Annotated in this window: 20 protein-coding genes; 8 read left to right on the top strand and 12 right to left on the bottom strand. The window is 73.5% G+C overall.

Going from position 1 to position 18,666, the window contains the following annotated elements:
- Positions 1 to 25: 25 nt before the first annotated feature.
- The 7 genes from ACFYOJ_RS15355 to ACFYOJ_RS15325 all read right to left on the bottom strand — a co-directional run bounded on the left by ACFYOJ_RS15355 (position 26) and on the right by ACFYOJ_RS15325 (position 4,945).
- A complete protein-coding gene (locus ACFYOJ_RS15355) occupies positions 26 to 445 on the bottom strand; it encodes a TOBE domain-containing protein (RefSeq protein ID WP_356550839.1) in 420 nt (139 codons plus the stop codon).
- Positions 446 to 473: 28 nt separating this feature from the next.
- On the bottom strand, positions 474 to 1,550 hold the full coding sequence (locus ACFYOJ_RS15350) for an ABC transporter ATP-binding protein (RefSeq protein ID WP_356550841.1): 1,077 nt from the start codon (positions 1,548 to 1,550) through the stop codon (positions 474 to 476).
- Positions 1,547 to 2,332, bottom strand: a complete 786-nt coding sequence (locus tag ACFYOJ_RS15345; RefSeq protein ID WP_356550842.1) for an ABC transporter permease — start codon at positions 2,330 to 2,332, stop codon at positions 1,547 to 1,549. Before ACFYOJ_RS15345 ends, ACFYOJ_RS15350 begins: the two co-directional genes overlap by 4 nt.
- A complete protein-coding gene (modA, locus tag ACFYOJ_RS15340) occupies positions 2,329 to 3,156 on the bottom strand; it encodes a molybdate ABC transporter substrate-binding protein (RefSeq protein WP_356550844.1) in 828 nt (275 codons plus the stop codon). The genes ACFYOJ_RS15345 and modA overlap by 4 nt, the downstream gene beginning before the upstream one ends.
- Before the next feature lie 195 nt (positions 3,157 to 3,351).
- Positions 3,352 to 3,747: a helix-turn-helix transcriptional regulator gene (locus tag ACFYOJ_RS15335; protein ID WP_356550845.1), complete on the bottom strand. Its 396-nt coding sequence runs from the start codon at positions 3,745 to 3,747 to the stop codon at positions 3,352 to 3,354.
- Positions 3,748 to 3,878: 131 nt separating this feature from the next.
- Positions 3,879 to 4,082 (bottom strand): DUF5999 family protein, encoded by a 204-nt coding sequence (locus ACFYOJ_RS15330; RefSeq protein ID WP_188183521.1) that lies wholly within the window; start codon positions 4,080 to 4,082, stop codon positions 3,879 to 3,881.
- A 278-nt stretch (positions 4,083 to 4,360) separates the two neighbouring features.
- Entirely contained in the window at positions 4,361 to 4,945 is a 585-nt protein-coding gene (locus tag ACFYOJ_RS15325; RefSeq protein WP_356550846.1) for a hypothetical protein, read from the bottom strand.
- A gap of 572 nt (positions 4,946 to 5,517) precedes the next feature.
- Between ACFYOJ_RS15325 and ACFYOJ_RS15320 the strand changes: the two genes are divergently transcribed.
- Together ACFYOJ_RS15320 and ACFYOJ_RS15315 are read left to right on the top strand one after the other, a co-directional pair.
- On the top strand, positions 5,518 to 7,035 hold the full coding sequence (locus ACFYOJ_RS15320) for a glutamate--cysteine ligase (RefSeq protein ID WP_356550848.1): 1,518 nt from the start codon (positions 5,518 to 5,520) through the stop codon (positions 7,033 to 7,035).
- A 110-nt stretch (positions 7,036 to 7,145) separates the two neighbouring features.
- Entirely contained in the window at positions 7,146 to 7,955 is an 810-nt protein-coding gene (locus tag ACFYOJ_RS15315; protein WP_356550849.1) for a type II CAAX endopeptidase family protein, read from the top strand.
- 34 nt (positions 7,956 to 7,989) lie between these two features.
- Here the strand turns inward: ACFYOJ_RS15315 and ACFYOJ_RS15310 are convergent, their stop codons facing one another.
- Entirely contained in the window at positions 7,990 to 8,799 is an 810-nt protein-coding gene (locus ACFYOJ_RS15310; RefSeq protein ID WP_356550851.1) for a PhzF family phenazine biosynthesis protein, read from the bottom strand.
- Positions 8,800 to 9,137: 338 nt separating this feature from the next.
- Here ACFYOJ_RS15310 and ACFYOJ_RS15305 point away from each other — a divergent pair, with 338 nt between their 5' ends.
- Positions 9,138 to 10,076, top strand: coding sequence for an SMP-30/gluconolactonase/LRE family protein (locus ACFYOJ_RS15305; protein ID WP_356550852.1), 939 nt, complete (start codon positions 9,138 to 9,140; stop codon positions 10,074 to 10,076).
- Between the two features lie 85 nt (positions 10,077 to 10,161).
- The gene (locus tag ACFYOJ_RS15300) at positions 10,162 to 10,791 is read left to right on the top strand and encodes a PadR family transcriptional regulator (RefSeq protein WP_356551199.1); all 630 of its coding nucleotides are present in this window, start codon (positions 10,162 to 10,164) and stop codon (positions 10,789 to 10,791) included.
- Between the two features lie 79 nt (positions 10,792 to 10,870).
- On the opposite strand, the gene ACFYOJ_RS15295 is transcribed toward ACFYOJ_RS15300, so the two are convergent.
- Positions 10,871 to 11,065, bottom strand: a complete 195-nt coding sequence (locus ACFYOJ_RS15295; RefSeq protein ID WP_356550853.1) for a hypothetical protein — start codon at positions 11,063 to 11,065, stop codon at positions 10,871 to 10,873.
- A gap of 196 nt (positions 11,066 to 11,261) precedes the next feature.
- Between ACFYOJ_RS15295 and ACFYOJ_RS15290 the strand changes: the two genes are divergently transcribed.
- Positions 11,262 to 11,837 (top strand): Clp protease N-terminal domain-containing protein, encoded by a 576-nt coding sequence (locus ACFYOJ_RS15290; protein ID WP_356550855.1) that lies wholly within the window; start codon positions 11,262 to 11,264, stop codon positions 11,835 to 11,837.
- 103 nt (positions 11,838 to 11,940) lie between these two features.
- Complete coding sequence (locus ACFYOJ_RS15285; RefSeq protein ID WP_356550857.1) at positions 11,941 to 12,936, top strand: EamA family transporter; 996 nt, start codon at positions 11,941 to 11,943, stop codon at positions 12,934 to 12,936.
- Here the strand turns inward: ACFYOJ_RS15285 and ACFYOJ_RS15280 are convergent.
- Entirely contained in the window at positions 12,918 to 13,610 is a 693-nt protein-coding gene (locus tag ACFYOJ_RS15280; RefSeq protein ID WP_356550858.1) for a pyridoxamine 5'-phosphate oxidase family protein, read from the bottom strand. The two genes, ACFYOJ_RS15285 and ACFYOJ_RS15280, sit on opposite strands and share 19 nt — an antisense overlap.
- 35 nt (positions 13,611 to 13,645) lie before the next feature.
- Here ACFYOJ_RS15280 and ACFYOJ_RS15275 point away from each other — a divergent pair, with 35 nt between their 5' ends.
- Positions 13,646 to 14,977 (top strand): aminotransferase class I/II-fold pyridoxal phosphate-dependent enzyme, encoded by a 1,332-nt coding sequence (locus ACFYOJ_RS15275; protein ID WP_356550860.1) that lies wholly within the window; start codon positions 13,646 to 13,648, stop codon positions 14,975 to 14,977.
- Positions 14,978 to 15,003: 26 nt separating this feature from the next.
- On the opposite strand, the gene ACFYOJ_RS15270 is transcribed toward ACFYOJ_RS15275, so the two are convergent.
- Positions 15,004 to 15,978 carry a DMT family transporter gene (locus ACFYOJ_RS15270; RefSeq protein WP_356550862.1) on the bottom strand — a complete coding sequence of 325 codons (975 nt, stop codon included), beginning with the start codon at positions 15,976 to 15,978 and terminating at the stop codon, positions 15,004 to 15,006.
- 74 nt (positions 15,979 to 16,052) lie between these two features.
- On the opposite strand from ACFYOJ_RS15270, the gene ACFYOJ_RS15265 reads away from it, so the two are divergent.
- Positions 16,053 to 16,955 carry a LysR family transcriptional regulator gene (locus tag ACFYOJ_RS15265; RefSeq protein ID WP_356550863.1) on the top strand — a complete coding sequence of 301 codons (903 nt, stop codon included), beginning with the start codon at positions 16,053 to 16,055 and terminating at the stop codon, positions 16,953 to 16,955.
- 38 nt (positions 16,956 to 16,993) lie between these two features.
- Here the strand turns inward: ACFYOJ_RS15265 and ACFYOJ_RS15260 are convergent, their stop codons facing one another.
- The gene (locus tag ACFYOJ_RS15260) at positions 16,994 to 18,607 is read right to left on the bottom strand and encodes an amidase family protein (protein WP_356550865.1); all 1,614 of its coding nucleotides are present in this window, start codon (positions 18,605 to 18,607) and stop codon (positions 16,994 to 16,996) included.
- Positions 18,608 to 18,666 lie beyond the last annotated feature (59 nt).

Genomic DNA, 18,666 nt, shown 5'->3' with positions numbered 1-18,666 from the left:
CTTCACCCTTGTCACGCCGTGCCGGTCACACGGTGGCGAGCGCGACCTCGGTCGACTTGATCAGGGCGACGACGTCGGAACCCACGAAGAGGCCCAGTTCCTCGGCGGCTTCCGCGGTGATCACGGCGGTGAGCTCGCCGTCGTCCGTGGTGACGTGGACGGCCGCCATGGCCTCGCCGGGCACGAGCCGGGTGACCGCGCCGGGCAGCTGGTTGCGGACCGACAGGCCCTCGGTCCGGCCGGTGGCGAGGGAGACCTCCGTCGCCTTCACCAGTGCGCTCACCGGCGAGCCCGGGGCGAGGCCGAGCTGTTCGACGGCCTCCCGGGTGACGGCCGACGTGAGGACCCGGCCGCCGGTCAGCCGGACCTTCACGGTCGCCATGACGTCGCCGGTGCGCACCTCGGCGACGGTACCGGGCAGCTGGTTGCGGATGCTCAGAGTCATGGGTCCCGACCCTAGCGGGGGAGGACGTTCATGCCGGGTACGCGTGGGTCTGCGTCGCTTTGACCGTCGCCCAGACCGTGGTGCCCGGGTGCAGGCCGAGTTCGGCGGCGCCCACCGTGGTGAGGTCGGCGGCGAGCGGGAGCTCCCCGGTGAGGTCGGCGCGGACCCGGTCGCCGTGGGACTCCAGCCCGGCGACCTCGCAGCGCCACAGGTTGCGGGCGCTGGCGCCGGTGGGCCGCTCCCGGAAGAGGGTCACCGCGGAGGGCGGGAACGCCACGAACGCCGGCCCCGACAGCTCCTCCGTCGTGGTGACCACGGGTCCGGTGCCGAGTCTGACCCGGTGGCCCTCGGCCCGGCCCCGGTAGAGGTTCAGCCCGACGAGCCGCGCGATGTAGTCGGTGCGCGGCCGGCGGGCGATGTCGGCCGGAGCGCCCTCCTGGACGACCGTGCCGTGCTCGACGACCACCAGCCGGTCGGCCAGCACCATCGCGTCCAGCGGGTCGTGGGTGACCAGGACCGCGACGGCCTCGAAGCCGGCCAGATGCCGGCGGAGCCGGGCACGCACCTCGAGCCGGGTGCGGGCGTCCAGCGCGGCGAGCGGCTCGTCCAGGAGCAGCAGCCGCGGACCGGTCGCCAGGGCGCGGGCGAGGGCGACGCGCTGGGCCTGGCCGCCGGAGAGGCGGCGCGGTTTGGTGCCCGCGTGGCCGGCCAGACCCATGCGGTCCAGCCAGGCGGCCGCCGTGGCACGGGCCTCGGTCCTGGTCGCCCCCCGGCAGCGCGGGCCGAAGGCCACGTTGTCGAGCGCGGTCAGGTGCGGGAAGAGCAGGTAGTCCTGGAAGACCACGCCGATGGGCCGGGACTCCGGCGGCGTACGGTCCAGGGGGACCCCGTCGAGCCGCAGGTGGCCGCCGGTGAGCGGGAGCAGGCCGGCGAGTGCCCGCAGGGCGGTGGTCTTGCCGGCGCCGTTGGGGCCGAGCAGGGCCACGACCTCGCCGGGTGCGGCGGTCAGCGGCACGTCCAGGCGGAAGGCGCCGCGGTCCACCACGAGACGGGCGTCGAGGCCGTCGCCGGGCGAGGGCGCGGTGGTGCCGGCGGTTTCCTTCATGCCGCCCTCATCCACCGGTCCCGCAGACCCGCCAGTACGGCGATGGAGACCGCCAGCAGCACCAGGCTGAGGGCGATCGCCGCCGCCGGGTCGTTCTGCAGCGCGAGATAGACGGCGAGGGGCATGGTCTGGGTGCGGCCGGGGAAGTTGCCCGCGAACGTGATCGTCGCCCCGAACTCGCCCAGCGCCCGCGCCCACGCCAGCACGGCACCCGCCGCGACGCCCGGCGCGATCAGCGGGAGCGTGACCCGGCGGAACGCCGTGAAGCGCGAGGCGCCCAGCGTCGCGGCGGCCTCTTCATAGCGGGGGTCGGCGCCCCTGAGGGTGCCTTCCACGCTGATGACCAGGAAGGGCATCGCCACGAACGTCTCGGCGAGGACGACACCCGTCGTGGTGAACGGCAGCGTGATCCCGAACCACGCGTCCAGCCACTGCCCGATCACGCCGTTGCGGCCGAACGCCAGCAGCAGCGCCACGCCGCCCACCACCGGGGGCAGCACGAGGGGCAGCGTCACCAGCGCGCGCACGAGGCCGCGGCCGGGGAAGTCGGTGCGGGCCAGCAGCCAGGCCAGGGGCACGCCGATCAGCAGGCTCAGCGCGGTCGCGGAGGTGGCGCACACCAGGGACAGCCGCAGCGCCTGCCACACCTCCTCGCCGGCGAGCTGTTCGGGCAGGCTCCGCCAGGGGGTCCGTACCAGCAGGGCGACCAGGGGGAGCAGCAGGAAGGCCAGACCGGCGAGGGCGGGCACCAGCAGGGGCACCGGCACGGAGGGTTTTCTCATGGGGCGCGGAACCCGGCCTCGGTGAGCACCCTCCGGCCCTCGGCGGACTTCACCAGTTCGATGAAGGCCCTGCCCGCGTCCGCGTTGGGGGCCTGCTCGAGCAGGGCGATGGGGTAGTCGTTGACGGCCTTCGCTGATTCGGGGAAGTCGACGCCCGCCACCTTGTCGCCGGCCGCCCGCACGTCCGTCCTGTAGACGACGGCGGCGTCGGCCTCCTTCAGCTCGACCTTCGTCAGGGCGCTCTTGACGTCCTGCTCGTAGGAGGCGGGGGCGAGTTCCAGGCCGCCCGCCTCCAGGGCCTTCTGCGTGGCGGTGCCGCACGGCACGGTCCTGTCGCACAGCACGACCTTCAGGCCGGGCCGGGTGAGGTCGGCGAGGGAGGAGATCCCGTCGGGGTTGCCCGGCAGGGTGGCGATCTCGAGCTGGTTGCGGACGAACGTCGACGGGGCGCCGGCCGCGGCCCCGGCGTCGGTCACCGTGGCCATCGTCCCGGGGCCGGCGGAGGCGAACACGTCGGCGGGCGCGCCGCTGGTGATGCTGGCGGCGAGGGTGTCACTGCCGCCGAAGCTGAAGCTGACCTCGGTGCCCGGGTGTCGCTTCTCGAAGGTCTCGCCGAGCGCGGTGAAGGTCTCCTCGAGCGAGGCGGCGGCGAAGACGGTGACCGTGCCGGAGACCTTCGCGGCCGAGGACGACGAGGAGCCGTCCGAACCGGAGCCGGAGGACGGCGAGCAGGCGCCCAGGAGCAGCAGCGCGGCCGCCGTCGCGCCGACCACCGGCAGCGGTCGGCGGATGCCGTCGTTCCTGCGCGCGGAACGGGTCGTCACGGGCCACTCCCTCGGTCACGGGCCGGGAGCCGGCGGGCTCGGTGTCCTGGGCGCGCACGGCCTCCCCGATACGACATCATACTTCCGCAGATACGAGGGGTAAGTCATGTGTCTCATCGCATGAGCCAGCCTGAAGCAACGAAAGGCTGGCATGTGCGTTCGCACGAGAGTCGGGTGCGAAGTGGGTGGGGCTCGTCATGTCCTGTCGATATGGACATTCGTCGACTTCACGCGGGCGGTGGCCTCCATCCCGACCTCCAGGCCGAGTTCCTCGACCGCTTCCCGGGTGAGCAGGGAGACGAGCCGGTGCGGGCCGGCCTGGATCTCGACCTGGGCCGCGACGTCGCCGAGCTTGATCGCCGTCACGATGCCGGGGAAGGCGTTGCGCACCGAGGTGTACGGGGTGTCCTCGTGCGCGTCGCCGGAGCGGGCCAGGCCGGCCGAGAACGCGGCCAGGTCCCGCCCGTCGATGAGCCGCCGTCCGCCCTCGTCGCGATGTGTGGTGATCCGGCCGGCGTCGGTCCAGCGGCGGACGGTGTCCGGGCTGACGCCGAGCAGCCGCGCCGCCTGGCCGATCGTGTAGGACTGCATGCCGGTCACGATAGGCGGGTGCGGGGGAACGGCGGGCGCGGGGGCGATCGGCGCGGCGGCCGGCCGACGGAGAGAGCCGGCGGACCGGAAGTCCCGGTCCGCCGGCTCTCGGGTGTTCGGGCCGTGGGTGCTCAGGCCGCGGTCATCAGTCCGGTGCCGAGCGGCCGGTGCGGGGCGATGACCTGACCGTCCGGCAGCAGTTCACCGGTGTCCTCGAAGAGCACGACGCCGTTGCACAGCAGACTCCAGCCCTGCTCCGGGTGGTGCGCCACGAGACGGGCGGATTCCCGGTCGGCGGAGTCGGCTGAGGGGCACGGTGGCTGGTGCTGGCACATGAGTGGAGTCTCTCGGTCCGTCGTGGTGGCTGAGTGCGCTGTCGTGTCTGTTCCGCGGCGTGAAACGTCGTCCATGGCCGCCCCCCGTTGTGTCGAGTCGATCCGAACCCAGTGTTGCCCCACGGGTCTCGTTCCGCAGGTATTTCACAGCACCGCTTCTCACCGCTTGAGGACGCGTCACCCGTGCGGGCGGTTCGGCCCAACTGCACTGTCACTTCGGGGGATTCTCCATGGCCGGATGTGACTAGTCCGTCCGGGCCGGCTCTCCGGGGGAGAGGTCAGGCCGTCGAGCGCAGCAGGGGCGTGGGCGTCACCCGGTGGGTCAGGACCGGGAGCAGTTCGGCGACCCGGTGCGGCCGGTGGGCCGCGATGCCGGGGGGCGCCGGTGCGAGCGGCACCAGCAGGTCGGTCGCGCCGGGGTGTCCCGCCGCGGCGTCCGCGGCGCAGTCGCCGTGCAGCCACAGCGTGAGCATGTAGAGCCCGGGGACCGACAGGAGGCGCGGCTGGTAGGACTGGGACAGTGCCTCCGCCTGGCGCAGTGCCCGTTCGGTCGAGGCGATGTAAGGGCCCTCGAAGAAGCGTGAGAAGGCCCAGCCGTCCGGCGTCAGCATGGTCTCCGCCGCCGCCACCGCCCGGTCGCCGCAGTGGACCAGGAACCGCCACCCGGTGAGCCGGGTGGCCGTCACGCCCTCGGCGGAGACCCCGTCCAGGACGTGCAGGGGCAGCGGCAGTTCCGGGGCGAGGGGCCCCTGGGCGCCGAGCAGGGACGGGGTCCGGGCCTCGCGGACCGCGGTGGGGGACGACAACGCGGTCAGGACGGAACGCAGGGCGGGCGCGGGGGCCGGGAGGGCATGCAGCGGCATGGTGGGTCGCCTCTCATTCGAAGGCACGGTGGCGCGAGGGCGGTGCGGGGTGGGCGGTGCGTGGCGGGGCGGACGACGCTGTCAGCTCACAGGACGAGAGGCAGAGGCCGGGGTCCGGAAACCGAGAAGCGGGATGAGGCCTGCCGCGCGTCAGCCCGGCGGCAGGATCCTTCGACCGTGGACGCCGGTCTTCTGCCGTGTCAGCGGAGTGTATACGACATGCGTTCAGACTGTTTTTCTTCTAGCAGACCGCGGCGAACGAAACAAGGTGTTATCCGGTCGTTGACATGCGGGAAACGTCCTGATTTTTCTGCCGGTTTCCGGCGGCGACCTCGGGGAATGTCTGCCGAACGGTCGGCCAATTGTCGTCGGCGTTTTTCACGAGCGATCCGGACGTGAAACTGCGGAATGCGCCATGCCCGATGAATGTGCCACCGGTCACAGCGGTTCAGCGTAGCGGGTGCCGGGGCCGCGCGGGGACGTTATCGATCGCTTCGGCTGGGCATCATCACACCTGACCGGCACACCGGCGGCCGGATCTCCGAATCATCGCTCCGAGAAGGGACTCTTCCATGGGGGAGAAGGTCGTGGCAGGTCAGTTCGACCTGTCCGATCGCCAGCGCTACCGCGACAAGCTCCAGCGGTGCCTGACGGGTCTGGAGCGGCTGCTGGCGGAGAAGCGGTTCGACCGGCCGAAGAACCTGATGGGGCTGGAGATCGAATTGAATCTCGTCGGGGCCGACGGGATGCCGAAAATGTTGAACGGGCAAGTCCTCGAGCGCATCGCGAGCCGTGACTTCCAGACGGAACTCGCGATGTTCAACCTGGAAGTCAACATCGCCCCGCACCGATTGGGCGGCAGGGTATTCGACCGGCTCGCCGAGGAGATCCGCACGTCCTTGGCATATGCGGACCGCAAGGCGGGGGAGGTCGACGCGGGAATCGCGATGATCGGCATTCTCCCGACCCTCGACCGGGACGATCTCGTTTCCTCCAACCTGTCCGCCGTCGACCGCTACGCGTTGCTCAACGACCAGATCGTGGCGGCCCGCGGCGAGGACTTCACGCTGGACATCGAGGGGGTCGAGCGCCTCACCTGCACCTCCAAGTCCATCGCCCCCGAGGCCGCCTGCACCTCCGTGCAGCTGCATCTGCAGGTCACCCCGGACCGTTTCGCCGACGTGTGGAACGCGGCCCAGGCGGTCGCCGCCGCGCAGATCGCCCTCGGCGCCAACGCGCCCTTCCTGTTCGGCCGGGAGCTGTGGCGCGAGTCGCGGCCCCCGCTGTTCCAGCAGTCCACCGACACGCGTCCGCCCGAGCTCCAGGCACAGGGGGTCCGTCCGCGCACCTGGTTCGGGGAGCGGTGGGTGACCTCCGCGTACGACCTGTTCGAGGAGAACCGGCGCTATTTCCCGGCGCTGCTGCCGATCTGCGACGACGAGGACCCGCTCGAGGTCCTGGACGCCGGCGGCGTCCCCAGGCTGGCGGAACTCGTCCTGCACAACGGCACGGTCTACCGCTGGAACCGGCCCGTGTACGACATCGCCGACGGCGTTCCCCATCTGCGGGTGGAGAACCGCGTCCTGCCCGCGGGGCCGACCGTCACCGACGTCATCGCCAACGCCGCCTTCTACTACGGCGTCGTCCGCGCGCTCGCCGAGGAGCCCCGGCCGGTCTGGTCCCGGCTGCCCTTCGAGGCCGCCGCCGCCAACTTCGACGCGGCGTGCCGCCACGGCATCGACGCCCGTCTCGAGTGGCCCCGGCGAGGCCGGCTGGGCGGCACCACGGAGGTCGACGCCGCCGCCCTCGTCCGCGACGAGCTGCTGCCCCTCGCCGAGGCCGGGCTCGACGCGTGGGGCGTGGAGCCCGCCGACCGGGACCTGTACCTCGGGGTGATCGAGGAGCGCTGCCGGCGCCGGGCCAACGGCGCGACCTGGCAGGCGGCCACGTTCCACCGGGCGCTGGAGGCGGGCCTGTCCCGGGAGACGGCGCTGGCCGCGACGACCCGCCGCTACGTCGAGCTCATGCGCGAGGGCGAGCCCGTGCACCTGTGGCCGGTGGGTCTGCCGGAGGCGGCGCCCCTGGGCTGAGGCGGGCGCCGGCGCCACCGGACCCGCCCCCGCCGCGCACCGCCCCGCACGGATCGGGCAAGCTGTGACGTCCCAGCTGGAGACAGGCGTGCAGGGCGGAGGCGGACCCGGTGGACCATACGTTCCCTCAGAAGACGCTGCGTGGGGAGCCGGTCCCCCGGGAGCGGCCCGCGCGGCGGGTCCTGCGTGACGAGACGCTGCTCGTCCTCGCGCTCTCGCTCGGCGCGAGCGGGGTCTCCGCCCTCATCAGTTTCATCGGCTCGCTCACCCGGCCCGGCGGGCTCAAGGACCAGGCGGCCACCCTCAACGCCTCCGCCGCGCCCGGCCGTCCCTGGCTGGACCTGGCCTGGCAGCTCTTCGGGATCACCACGGCACTGGTGCCGGTCGCCCTCGTCGCGCACTTCCTGCTGCGCGAGGGGGAGAGCCTGCGCACCCTCGGGTTCGACCGCACCCGTCCGTGGCCGGACCTGGGCCGCGGAGCCGTCGTCGCCGCCGTCATCGGCAGCACCGGTATCGCCTTCTACCTGGCCGCCCGCGGCCTCGGATTCAACCTCACCGTGGTGCCCGAGGCCCTGCCCGAGGTGTGGTGGAAACACCCCGTACTCGTCCTCTCGGCGGTGCAGAACTCCGTCCTGGAGGAAGTCATCGTCGTCGGCTACCTGCTGCGCCGGCTCGACCGGCTCGGCTGGAGTCCGGGCGCGTCACTGGCGGCCAGTTCGGTGCTGCGCGGGTCGTACCACCTCTACCAGGGCGTCGGCGGTTTCGTCGGCAACATGGTGATGGGCGTGGTGTTCGTGTACCTGTACCGCCGTTGGGGGCGGGTGGGGCCGCTGGTGGTGGCGCACGCGCTGCTCGACATCGGTGCCTTCGTCGGGTACGCGCTGCTGGCCGGGAAGGTGGACTGGCTGCCGACGGCGTGAGGGGGCCCGGGCGGGACCCCCTCACGTCCCGTGGTCACGCCAGCAGTTCGCCCTCGATCACCGTCACCGCGCGGCCGCTCAGCAGCGTGCGGTCGCCGCGCAGCTCCGTGCGGACCCGGCCGGAGCGGGGCGAGGCCTGGAGGCCGGTGAGGTCCGGGCGGCCGAGGCGCCCGGACCAGTAGGGGGCGAGGGCCGTGTGGGCGCTGCCGGTGACCGGGTCCTCGTCGACGCCGACGTTCGGGAAGAAGCAGCGGGAGACGTAGTCGTAGCCGCGGGCGGGGTCCTGTGCGCGGGCCGTGGCGATGACGCCGCGCGCCGAATGGGCCGCGAGCGCCTTGTGGTCCGGCGCCAGGCCGCGGACGGTCTCCTCGTCGGCGAGTTCGACCAGCAGGTCGCCGACGTCCGGACCGGTGTCGAGAGCCGTGCGCGGCTCGGCGCCCAGCGCCTCGGCGAGGCCCGCCGGCACCTCGACGGGCGTCAGCGGCGCGGTCGGGAAGTCCAGGGTGATCGAGCCGTCCTCGCCGGGCGTGGCGATCAGGACGCCGCTGCGGGTCGCGAACCGTACCGGACCTTCGTGGGCGCCGGTGGTGTGCAGGACGTGGGCCGTGGCGAGGGTGGCGTGCCCGCACATGGCGACCTCGGTGGCGGGCGTGAACCAGCGCAGCGCCCAGTCCGCCTCGCCGCCCCCGGGCAGCCGATGGGCGAACGCGGTCTCGGCGTGGTTGACCTCCAGGGCGATGCTCTGGAGCCGGTCGTCGTCCGGGAAGGCGTCGAGGAGCAGGACTCCGGCGGGGTTGCCGGCGAAGGGCCGGTCGGTGAAGGCGTCGACGATTCGGATGCGCATGCCCCGACGTTAGAGGCCCGCAGGAGCCGCGGGCCAAGGCCAATGCGCGAGTTCTGGACCGAATTCGGGGGCGCCCCGGTGGTGGTGCTCCGGACGACGGCCGTGTTCCCGCGGCTTGCGCACACGTGCGTGAGCGGTGCCGGCAAAGAGACCGGTGGCCCGGACGAGTGCGGTGCAGGACGAGGGTGTCCCGCTGGAGCCGTGGCGGCAGGGAGCGGCCGGCGCGAACCACCGTTCTCCGTTCGGGTTCTCCTTGTTCCGGCCGTTCGCCGTGCGGCAGTCTTCACTTCTCGCCGAAGCGGATTCGGTGAGTGACGCCGACGGAAGGAACAGGCCCCATGACCGGCGAGAGCCCCGGGCTGTACGAGATGTTCGACGACCGTTTCCGCACCGGGCGGTGCATGAACGGCGACAGTTCGCTGGAGGTCCTCCACACCGGCTGCCGCTGGGCCGAGGGGCCGGTCTACGTGCCCGCATGGCGGCAGGTGATCTGGAGCGACATCCCCAACGACCGGATGCTGCGCTGGGACGAGGAGACCGGCGCCGTCGGCGTGTTCCGCCGCTTTGCCGGGCACACCAACGGCAACACCCTCGACCGCGAGGGCCGGCTGATCACCTGCGAGCAGGGCAACCGCCGGGTGACCCGGACCGAACACGACGGCACCGTCACGGTGTTGGCGGACCGGTGGGAGGGCAGGCGCCTGAACAGCCCGAACGACGCGGCGGTCAAGTCCGACGGGTCCGTCTGGTTCTCCGACCCGGACTTCGGCATCATCAGCGACTACGAGGGGCATCGCGCGCCGAGCGAGATCGGCTCCAACAACGTCTACCGGATCGACCCGGTCACCGGCGAGGTGCGGCTGGCCGCCGACTGCTTCACCGCCCCGAACGGTCTGGTCTTCTCCCTCGACGAGCGGCAGCTGTTCGTCTCCGACACCGGGGCGGGCGTCGTCCGGGTTTTCGACGTGCGGGACGACGGCACGCTGTCCGAGGGCGAGGTGTTCGCCGAGGCGGGAGCCCGGGAGGGTGCCCGTTTCGACAACATCCGCTTCGACGACGGCGGCCGCCTCTGGGTCGCCGCGATGGGCGACGGGGTGCACTGCTACGACCCCGACGGCACGCTGATCGGACGGCTCGTCGTCCCCGGAACGGTCGCCAACATCGCCTGGGGCGGGGCCAAGCGCAACCGCCTCTTCATCACCGCGGACACCAGTCTCTACTCGGTGGTGATGGGGGTCACCGGCACACATCCGACCGGTCCCGGGCGACGGCCCTGAGACCGTGACGGGTCTTGTCGGGCGATAGTTTCCGATATATCGTTGAAGCATCGCGATCGATCGAAGAATGGATGGGGTGATGGCGATGCACACCCACGGACACGAGCGTGGACACGGTCACGGGCGCGGTGGGGGCGGCCCCTTCGGGCGCGGTGGCTCCGGCGGCCGGCGTGCGGCCTTCGGGCCCTTCGGACCGGGTGGCCCGGGCGGTCCCTTCGGGCCGGGCTTCGGCCCCGGAGCCTGGGGCGGCCGGGGACGGGGCGGCCCCCGGGGCAGGGCGCGGCGCGGCGACGTACGGGCGTCGATCCTGGCCCTGCTCAAGGACCGCCCGATGCACGGCTACGAGATGATCCAGGAGATCGCCGAGCGCAGCGGCGGGGCGTGGAAGCCCAGCCCCGGTTCGGTGTACCCCACTCTCCAACTGCTGGAGGACGAGGGCCTGATCGTCAACGAGAGCGAGGGCGGCAAGAAGCTCTTCGCGCTCACCGAGGCGGGCCGCACCGCGGCCGAGGAAGGGCCCGAGGCGCCCTGGGAGGAGGCCTCGCGGGGTGTCGACTGGGAGGCCCTGAGCGACATCCGGCAGGCCGGTTTCGGACTGATGGAGGCCTTCGGCCAGGTCTGGAAGACCGGCAGCAAGGAACAGCGGGAGAAGGCGCTCGCCGTCATCGGCGACGCCCGCAAGAAGCTGTACCTGATCCTCGCCGACGAGGACTGACCGGTCACGGCTCACGGCGAGGGCGCCCCGCGGAGCGATCCGCGGGGCGCCGCGGCGCCCCCACCCCGTTCTGCGGTGGTCAGCCGACCCGTCGTATCACCGCCGCGTCGAAGACGTCCCACGCGCGCGGGCGGGCGCTCTCGTCGTGGCAGTGCCACGCCTCCCAGAACAGGTCGGCGGGCAGCGCGTCCTCGGGCGCGTAGACCCGGTACACGTACTGCAGTCCGTCGTCCGCCGGCAGGGACACCAGCCAGCACCCGCACCTGTTCCTCATGTCCCTGTTGGACCCGCGACGGCGCGGCGGGGTTGCCCTCGGGGCGCATGGCAAGGCGGCGCGCGCCACCGGAGGGAAACGGTCCGATCTCCTCCGCAAGGAGGATGTTCCGGCATGCCGGTCCACTCCGCGTGGGACGCCGAAATGCTTCCCACCGGGGATGCCCCGGGCCCCGCCGGCTGATGAGCTGGGCGATGTGCAACCCCGTATCCCCCGGCAGTCGGCCGGAGAACCCGGAGAACCCGGAGAACAGGGCGACCGGCGCCCGGACGGCGGCGACGCCCGCGCCCGGTTCGGTGCGGACCTGGCGTCGGTGGTGACCGGTGCCCGCCGCAGAGCGGTGCGGGACGGGGACCGGCAGATCGACACGGCCCACCTGCTGCACTCCCTCCTGGAGCACGACCCGCAGGTGCGCTCGCTCCTCGGCGAGGGGCCACAACTGGCCCGTCTGCTCGGCTACCTCGTGCAGCGCAGCATCGGCTACGGCCTGCGCTGGCAGAGCACCGCCGAGGACACCGGTGCCGTACCGGTGGTGGCCGGGGCCGGTGGGTTCTCGCCGCCGGCCGCGGCGGCCATGGAGGAGGCCGGCGCCCGTGCCGCCCGGCGGGGAGCCGCCGAGGCGTGCGGTGTCGACCTGCTCGCCGGACTCGTCGCGGACCCCCGGACGAGGGCGGTCGAGGTGCTGGACCGCGCGGGCGTCGAGCGGCGTACGGTCCTCGCCCGGCTGGAGAGCCGCTGCGAGCCGGAGCCCCGGCCCGCCCCCGGGATCTGACCTGATCCCGGACCGGTTCCGCTTGCGGCGTCCGGGCGGTACGCCGTCCGGCCGGTGAGACAGGCGTCATCGGGGTGACGGTCATGTCGTCCCCTGTCATCATGTGCCGGTGCAGACGACTGACAGCGTTCACGGCGGCCTCGGCAAGGGCGGCGGGCTCGGACTCGCCCTCGCCTCGGCGGTCGCCTTCGGCGGTTCCGGTGTCGCGGCCAAGCCGCTGATCGAGGCGGGCCTCGATCCGCTCCACGTGGTCTGGCTGCGGGTGGCGGGCGCAGCCCTGGTGATGCTTCCGCTCGCCGTGCGCCACCGCGCGCTGCTGCGCCGCCGCCCCGGGCTGCTGGCCGGTTTCGGACTCTTCGCCGTGGCGGGGGTCCAGGCCTGCTACTTCGCCGCGCTGTCCCGCATCCCCGTCGGCGTCGCCCTGCTCGTCGAGTACCTGGCCCCCGCCCTGGTCCTCGGCTGGGTACGGTTCGTCCAGCGCCGGCCGGTGACGCGGGCCGCCGCCCTCGGTGTCGTCCTCGCGGTCGGCGGACTCGCCTGCGTCGTGGAGATCTGGTCCGGCCTCGGCTTCGACGCCCTCGGGCTGCTGCTCGCGCTCGGCGCCGCCTGCTGCCAGGTCGGCTACTTCGTCCTGTCCGACCAGGGCAGCGGCGCCGGCGACGAGACGCCCGACCCGCTGGGCGTCATCGCTTACGGGCTGCTCGTCGGGGCCGCCGTGCTCACCGTGATCGCCCGCCCCTGGACCATGGACTGGTCCCTCCTCGCGCACAGCGCGTCCATGAACGGCACCCCCGTCGCCGCCGCCCTGCTGCTGGCCTGGATCGTGCTCGTCGCCACGGTCCTCGCCTACGTCACCGGAGTGGTCGCCGTGCGCCGGCTGTCACCGCAGGTCGCGGGCGTCGTGGCGTGCCTCGAGGCGGTCATCGCGACGGTCCTGGCCTGGATCCTGCTCGGCGAGCACCTCTCGGCGCCGCAGATCGCCGGAGGCGTGGTGGTCCTCGTGGGCGCCTTCATCGCCCAGTCCGCGGCGCCCGCCAGGAGCGCCGCGGACCCGGTGGCGAGCGGCGGGCGCCGCCGGCGTCACAGCTCCGTCAGATAGCGGGGCGGCTCCGTGCCGGCGTCCAGGGCCGGGTCGGGGACGGGGGTGCCGTAGCCCTTGCGGAGCGGGAGGAGACCGGCCCAGTGGGGGAGGGCGAGGTCTTCGGGCTCGTCGTTCACACCGCCGGCGCGGACCTTGGCGGAGACCTCTTCCAGGTCGATGCGGAGCACCGCGGTGGCGGCCAGTTCCTTCTTGTCGGCCGGCCGGGAGTCGCGCGAGCGGCCGGGGACGACATGGTCGACCAGGGCGTCCAGGGCGGTGCGCTTCTCCTCGGGGTCCGTCACGTCGTACGCGGTGCCGTGCACCACGACCGACCGGTAGTTGACCGAGTGGTGGAAGGCCGAGCGGGCCAGCACCAGTGCGTCCACGTGCGTCACGGTCAGGCACACCGGCAGCCCCGGATCCCCCTGGCCCGCCATCCGCAGCGGGCGTGAACCCGTGGAACCGTGCACGTAGAGGCGCTCGCCGACCCGGCCGTACAGCGTGGGCAGGACGACGGGGGCGCCGTCGCGGACGAAGCCGAGATGGCAGACGTAGCCCTCGTCGAGTATCGCGTGCACCAGCTCCTTGTCGTAGGAGGCCCGGTGGGAGGAGCGGGTGGGGACGGTGCGGTCGGTGGGCGGGTAGGTGCTGCCGGGCTGCGACGGCGGCTGCGTCCGGGTGGTCCCCTGCATGGCGCTCTCCATTGCACTAGTGCATAATTGGTTTTGTGCTAGGAGAATATCGGATCACGGGGCGTGGCGCAGCGGAGATTTCCGGGAGCGTGGAGCGGGCGGTGGCCGCCGGGGAGCTGCTGCCGGGGCAACAGCTGCCGCCGATGCGGGAGTTGGCCGAGCGGCTCGGGGTGAACCCGAACACCGTCGCCGCCGCCTACCGCACCCTGCGCGAGCGCGGGGTCATCGAGACGGCCGGGCGCCGGGGCAGCAGGGTGCGGGCGAAACCGGCCACCACCGGGCGCGAGTTCATCCGGGTCGAGGTGCCCGAAGGGGTGCGGGACGTCTCCGAGGGCAACCCGGACCCGGCGCTGCTGCCCGCGCTGGGCCCGGTGTTCGCCGCGGCGGCCGAGCGGGGCGACCGGGAGCCGGTGCTGTACGGGAGCCTGCCCGTGGAGGAGGACCTGGTGCGCCTCGCGCGGGCCGGACTCGACGCCGACGGGGTGCCGGACGGGCCCGTGGCCGTCACCTCCGGCTCGCTGGACGCCATGGAACGGGTCCTCGCCACCCACCTCAGGCCGGGCGACGCCGTCGCCGTGGAGGACCCGGGCTGGGGCAGCCTCCTCGACCTCGTCCCGGCGCTCGGCCTGCGCGCCGTCGCCGTCGGCGTCGACGACGAGGGGCCGCTCCCCGGCGACGTGGACCGGGCCCTGGCCGCCGGCGCCCGCGCCCTGGTCGTCACGGACCGCGCGCAGAACCCGACGGGGGCCGCGCTGAGCGCCGCCCGCGCCCGCGCCCTGCGTGCCGTGCTGCGCGCGCACCCGCAGACCCTGCTGATCGAGGACGACCACGGCCACCGCATCGTCGACCTGCCCCTGCATCCCCTCGCCGGCACGACGCACCACTGGGCCTTCGTCCGTTCCGCCGCCAAGGCCTACGGCCCCGATCTGCGCCTGGCCGTGCTCACCGGGGACGCCGTCACGCTGGACCGGGTGCGCGGGCGGCAGCGGCTCGGCCCCGGCTGGGTCAGCCGCATCATCCAGCGGGCCGTGGCCCGGCTGTGGGCCGACGGCGCGGTGGACACCCGCGCGGTGGCGGCGGCGTACGGGCGGCGGCGGGACGCGCTGCTCGGCGCGCTCGCGCGGCGGGGCGTCGCGGCGCACGGACGCAGCGGCATGAACGTGTGGATCCCGGTGCCGGACGAGACCGGCGCCGTCGCCCGGCTGCTGCAGGCCGGCTGGGCCGTGGCACCGGGCGCCCGCTTCCGGATCGATGCCCCGCCCGGCATCCGGATCACCGTCTCCACCCTCGGTGAGGGCGAGGCGGAGCCCCTCGCCGACGCGGTCGCGGCGGCGCTGGGACCGGAGCCGGAACGGCACCGTGTCTGAGGCCTTCGGACGGAGCCGGTGCGCGGTCAGACGGTCGTCCTCCGGCGTTCCCGGGCCGGACGCTCCGGTCCGGCGGGGCGGGGCGCCCTGGGCCGTGCCTGGGTCAGCGCCGCGCCCGCCAGGACGACGACCGCGCCGACCGGCGTCGACCAGGACAGCGACTCGCCCAGCAGCGTGACGCCCGCGGCCGTGGCGACGACCGGCGTGAAGTACGTGACCATCTGGGCCGTCGTCGGGCCCACCTCGGCGACCAGTTCGTACTGGATCAGGAAGGCGAGCCCGGTGCCGAGCACGCCCAGCGCCGCGACCGCCAGTACGGGCACCACCGGGAAGTGTGCCGGTACCGAGGTGAACAGCGGGGTCACGACCGCCAGTTGCAGCGTCGCGAGCAGCAACTGCGCTCCCGTCAGGGACAGGTGGGAATGGCGGGAGCCGGCCAGCGTGCGGCGGACGTAGATCCAGCCGACCGGATAGCTCAGCGAGGCGAGCAGGGCCAGCGTCGTGCCCGTGACGTCCAGGCCGTGGAAGCCCTGCCAGACCCCCAGTACCGTCAGGACGCCCAGGAAACCGATGCCGAGACCCGCCACCCGCAACCGGGTCGGCCGGTCCTCGGAGAGGGCGACCAGGGACAGGGCCATGCCCCACAGCGGCGAGGTCGCGTTGCAGATGCCCGCCAGGGACGACGGGATCGTCAGCTCCGAGTAGGCGAAGAGCGAGAACGGCAGCGCGTTGAGCAGGAACCCGGCGACCGCCAGATGCGCCCACGTCCGCACCCCGCGCGGCAGCCGCTCCCGCCTCACGGCCGTCACCACGGCGAGCACCGCCGTACCGAACACCAGCCGGCCCAGCGTGACCTGGAACGGGGCGAAGCTCTCCGTCCCCACCTTCATGAAGAGGAAGCTGAAGCCCCAGACGAGGGCGAGGGCCCCGAAACGCAGCCGCCAGTCGAGGACGCGGCGGACCCGGCGGGGCGCGGGGGAGGAGGACGTGACGCTGCTCATGGGGGCAACGATGCTGCAGCTCTTCTCGTAGCACAATCGAGTTTTCGCGCGCGGTATTGCGTAGCATCGCTTACATGTTGAATCTGGAGCGCCTGCGCACCCTCGACGCCCTCGCCCGGCACGGATCGGTCAGCGGGGCCGCCGCGGGCCTGCACATCACCACCTCGGCCGTCTCCCAGCAGATGGCCAAGCTGGAGCGCGAGGTCGGCCAGCAGCTCCTCGCCAGGAACGGCCGGGGGGTGCGGCTGACGGACGCGGGCCGGCTGCTGTCCGAGCACGCGGCGCGCATCCTCTCCCAGGTCGAACTCGCCCAGTCCGATCTCGAGGCCCACCGCGGACAGGTGGTGGGCGAACTCCGGCTGTCGGCGTTCCCGACCGCCGCCCGTGGGCTGTTCCCCGCCGTGCTGTCCGCCCTGCGCGCCGAACACCCCGCGCTGCGCGTCCGCTCCAGCGAACTGGAACCCGAGCGCGGCATCGCGGGCGTGGTGCGCGGCGACCTCGACCTGGCCGTCGTGCTCGACTGGTACAACAAGCCGATGCCGGTGCCCGAGGGCCTGGTCAAGGCGCCCCTCCTGGACGACCCCGCGGACGTGGCGGTGCCGGCCGGCCACCGGCTCGCCGGCCGGGACGAGGTGGACCTCGCCGAGTTCGCCGAGGACGAGTGGATCACGTGGACCGAGGGCGAGTTCTGCCACGAGTGGCTGGTGTTCACGCTGCGCTCGAAGGGCATCGAGCCGATCATCGGCCACCGCGCCGCCGAGACCCACACCCAGCTCGGCCTGGTCGCCGCGGGACTCGGCGTGTGCGTCGCCCCGCGGCTCGGACGCCACCCCGTGCCCGCCGGCGTCGTCACCGTGCCGCTGCGCCAGCGGGTGCGCCGGCACGTGTACGTCGTGTGGCGCGCGGACGCCGACCGCCGCCCGTCGATCCGGGCGGCGGTGGAGGCGCTGCGGACGGCGGCGGGACGGTTCGGCTGACCGCGCCGTCCCGCCGCGCCCTTGTGTCACCGGCCGCTTCAGCGGTCCGCGGACGGGAGTGTCGGCAGGTACCTGGGTGCCCGCCGGCCGTCCAGCCGGTGCTCCACCGCCGCCCCCAGGGACAGCAGCGAGGCGTCCTGGCGGTCGCCGGCCATCAGCAGCAGGCCGACCGGCAGTTCACCGACGAACCCGGCGGGCACGGACAGCGAGGGGTACCCGGCGACGGCGGCCGGGGTCGAGGACGGGATCACGTCGTTGTCGCCGCGCGCGCAGTCGGTCGTCCACGCGGGCGGGTTCGCCGGGGAGGCGATGGCGTCGAGGCCGTGGGCCGCCATCGTCTCGTCGATGGACCGCCGGGACAGGTCCTTCAGCTCGGCGCGCATGGCCAGGTAGCCCGGGTCGGTGGGCGGCGGCGCGCTCAGGGCCTGCTCGAACAGCTCCTGACCGGCGAAGCAGGTCCGCTCGGCCGGGTGCACGCGGTTGAACCCGATCAGCTCGGCGAGGTCGCGGGGCCCCTCGCGGGTGGCCAGGTAGGCGTCGATGTCCCGGTGGAACTCGGTGAGCAGCGCCGGGAACTCGAGCTCGGCGAGCCGGTCCTGATGGGGTGGGGTCACCTCGACGACCTGCGCCCCGGCCGCGCGCAGCCGGGCCGCGGTACGGGTCATCAGGGCGTCCACCTCGGCGCCGAGCGAGGGCAGGCGCCACAGGCCGATCCGCTTGCCGCGCAGGGCGCCGGGGCGCGCGGCCGCGTCCGCGAGGGCGTGGGCACCGTCGGCGCCCGCGCTCCGGTGACCGCTGAGCACCGCGAAGGTGATCGCCGTGTTGATCACGGTGCGTGCCATGGGGCCCGCCGTGTCCTGCTCGGCGGAGATCGGGACGACACCGGACCGACTGACCAGTCCCAGGCTGGGCTTGTGGCCGACCACCCCGGTCATCCCGGCCGGGCACACGATGGAACCGTCCGTCTCCGTGCCGATCGCCACCTGCGCCAGCGACGCGGCGAGCGCGGCGGCCGAACCGGAGGACGAGCCGCAGGGGTTGCGGTCCAGGACGTACGGGTTGTTGGTCTGCCCGCCCACCGCCGACCAGCCCGACGTCGGCCTCGCCGCGCGGAAGTTGGCCCATTCGGACATGTTGGCCTTGCCGAGGATCACCGCGCCCGCCGCCCGCAGCCTGCGCACCAGCTCGGCGTCCTTGGCCGGCGGTTTTCCGGCCAGGGCCAGGGACCCCGCCGTCGTCGGCATGTCGTGGGTGTCCACGTTGTCCTTCAGCAGGACGGGGATGCCGTCGAGCGGGCCGAGGGCGGCGCCGCGCCGGTGCCGGGCGTCGCTGGCGGCAGCCTGGGGCAGGGCCGTCGGGCTGGTGCGCAGCACGGCGTTCAGCTTCGGGTCGATGGCGTCGATCCGCCGCAGGTACTCGCGGGTCAGCGCCGTGGAGGTCAGCGACCCGCGCTTCATGCGCGCCTGCAGTTCGGGGATGGTGACCGTGTCGAGGTCCACGCCGCGCAGGCGGGAGGCCCCGGCGGACGCCGGGGAGCCGGCGGCACCCGCTCCGGCGGCCTCGGGGGACGCGGCGCGGGGAGCGGGCGCGGTCGCCAGCAGAACGGGAACGACCACGGCCGCGGTCAGCGCCGTGATGCTTCGTCTCTTCATGGGGGACAGCCCACTGCACGGGGCCGTTCCGTACAAGGGGGCCTCGCCGCACGGTCGTT

The organism is Streptomyces sp. NPDC006384 (assembly GCF_042870695.1).
Lineage (GTDB): Bacteria > Actinomycetota > Actinomycetes > Streptomycetales > Streptomycetaceae > Streptomyces.
The sequence above is the reverse complement of the archived record's forward strand: the minus strand, read 5'-3'. Positions and strand labels throughout refer to the sequence as shown.

What these genes read in the sequence shown, in the direction of transcription:
- ACFYOJ_RS15355 (WP_356550839.1), bottom strand. Translation starts at nt 445, where the DNA reads ATGACTCTGAGCATCCGCAACCAGCTGCCCGGTACCGTCGCCGAGGTG.
- ACFYOJ_RS15350 (WP_356550841.1), bottom strand. Translation starts at nt 1,550, where the DNA reads ATGAAGGAAACCGCCGGCACCACCGCGCCCTCGCCCGGCGACGGCCTC.
- ACFYOJ_RS15345 (WP_356550842.1), bottom strand. Translation starts at nt 2,332, where the DNA reads ATGAGAAAACCCTCCGTGCCGGTGCCCCTGCTGGTGCCCGCCCTCGCC.
- ACFYOJ_RS15335 (WP_356550845.1), bottom strand. Translation starts at nt 3,747, where the DNA reads ATGCAGTCCTACACGATCGGCCAGGCGGCGCGGCTGCTCGGCGTCAGC.
- ACFYOJ_RS15330 (WP_188183521.1), bottom strand. Translation starts at nt 4,082, where the DNA reads ATGTGCCAGCACCAGCCACCGTGCCCCTCAGCCGACTCCGCCGACCGG.
- ACFYOJ_RS15325 (WP_356550846.1), bottom strand. Translation starts at nt 4,945, where the DNA reads ATGCCGCTGCATGCCCTCCCGGCCCCCGCGCCCGCCCTGCGTTCCGTC.
- ACFYOJ_RS15320 (WP_356550848.1), top strand. Translation starts at nt 5,518, where the DNA reads ATGGGGGAGAAGGTCGTGGCAGGTCAGTTCGACCTGTCCGATCGCCAG.
- ACFYOJ_RS15310 (WP_356550851.1), bottom strand. Translation starts at nt 8,799, where the DNA reads ATGCGCATCCGAATCGTCGACGCCTTCACCGACCGGCCCTTCGCCGGC.
- ACFYOJ_RS15305 (WP_356550852.1), top strand. Translation starts at nt 9,138, where the DNA reads ATGACCGGCGAGAGCCCCGGGCTGTACGAGATGTTCGACGACCGTTTC.
- ACFYOJ_RS15300 (WP_356551199.1), top strand. Translation starts at nt 10,162, where the DNA reads ATGCACACCCACGGACACGAGCGTGGACACGGTCACGGGCGCGGTGGG.
- ACFYOJ_RS15295 (WP_356550853.1), bottom strand. Translation starts at nt 11,065, where the DNA reads ATGAGGAACAGGTGCGGGTGCTGGCTGGTGTCCCTGCCGGCGGACGAC.
- ACFYOJ_RS15280 (WP_356550858.1), bottom strand. Translation starts at nt 13,610, where the DNA reads ATGCAGGGGACCACCCGGACGCAGCCGCCGTCGCAGCCCGGCAGCACC.
- ACFYOJ_RS15270 (WP_356550862.1), bottom strand. Translation starts at nt 15,978, where the DNA reads ATGAGCAGCGTCACGTCCTCCTCCCCCGCGCCCCGCCGGGTCCGCCGC.
- ACFYOJ_RS15265 (WP_356550863.1), top strand. Translation starts at nt 16,053, where the DNA reads ATGTTGAATCTGGAGCGCCTGCGCACCCTCGACGCCCTCGCCCGGCAC.
- ACFYOJ_RS15260 (WP_356550865.1), bottom strand. Translation starts at nt 18,607, where the DNA reads ATGAAGAGACGAAGCATCACGGCGCTGACCGCGGCCGTGGTCGTTCCC.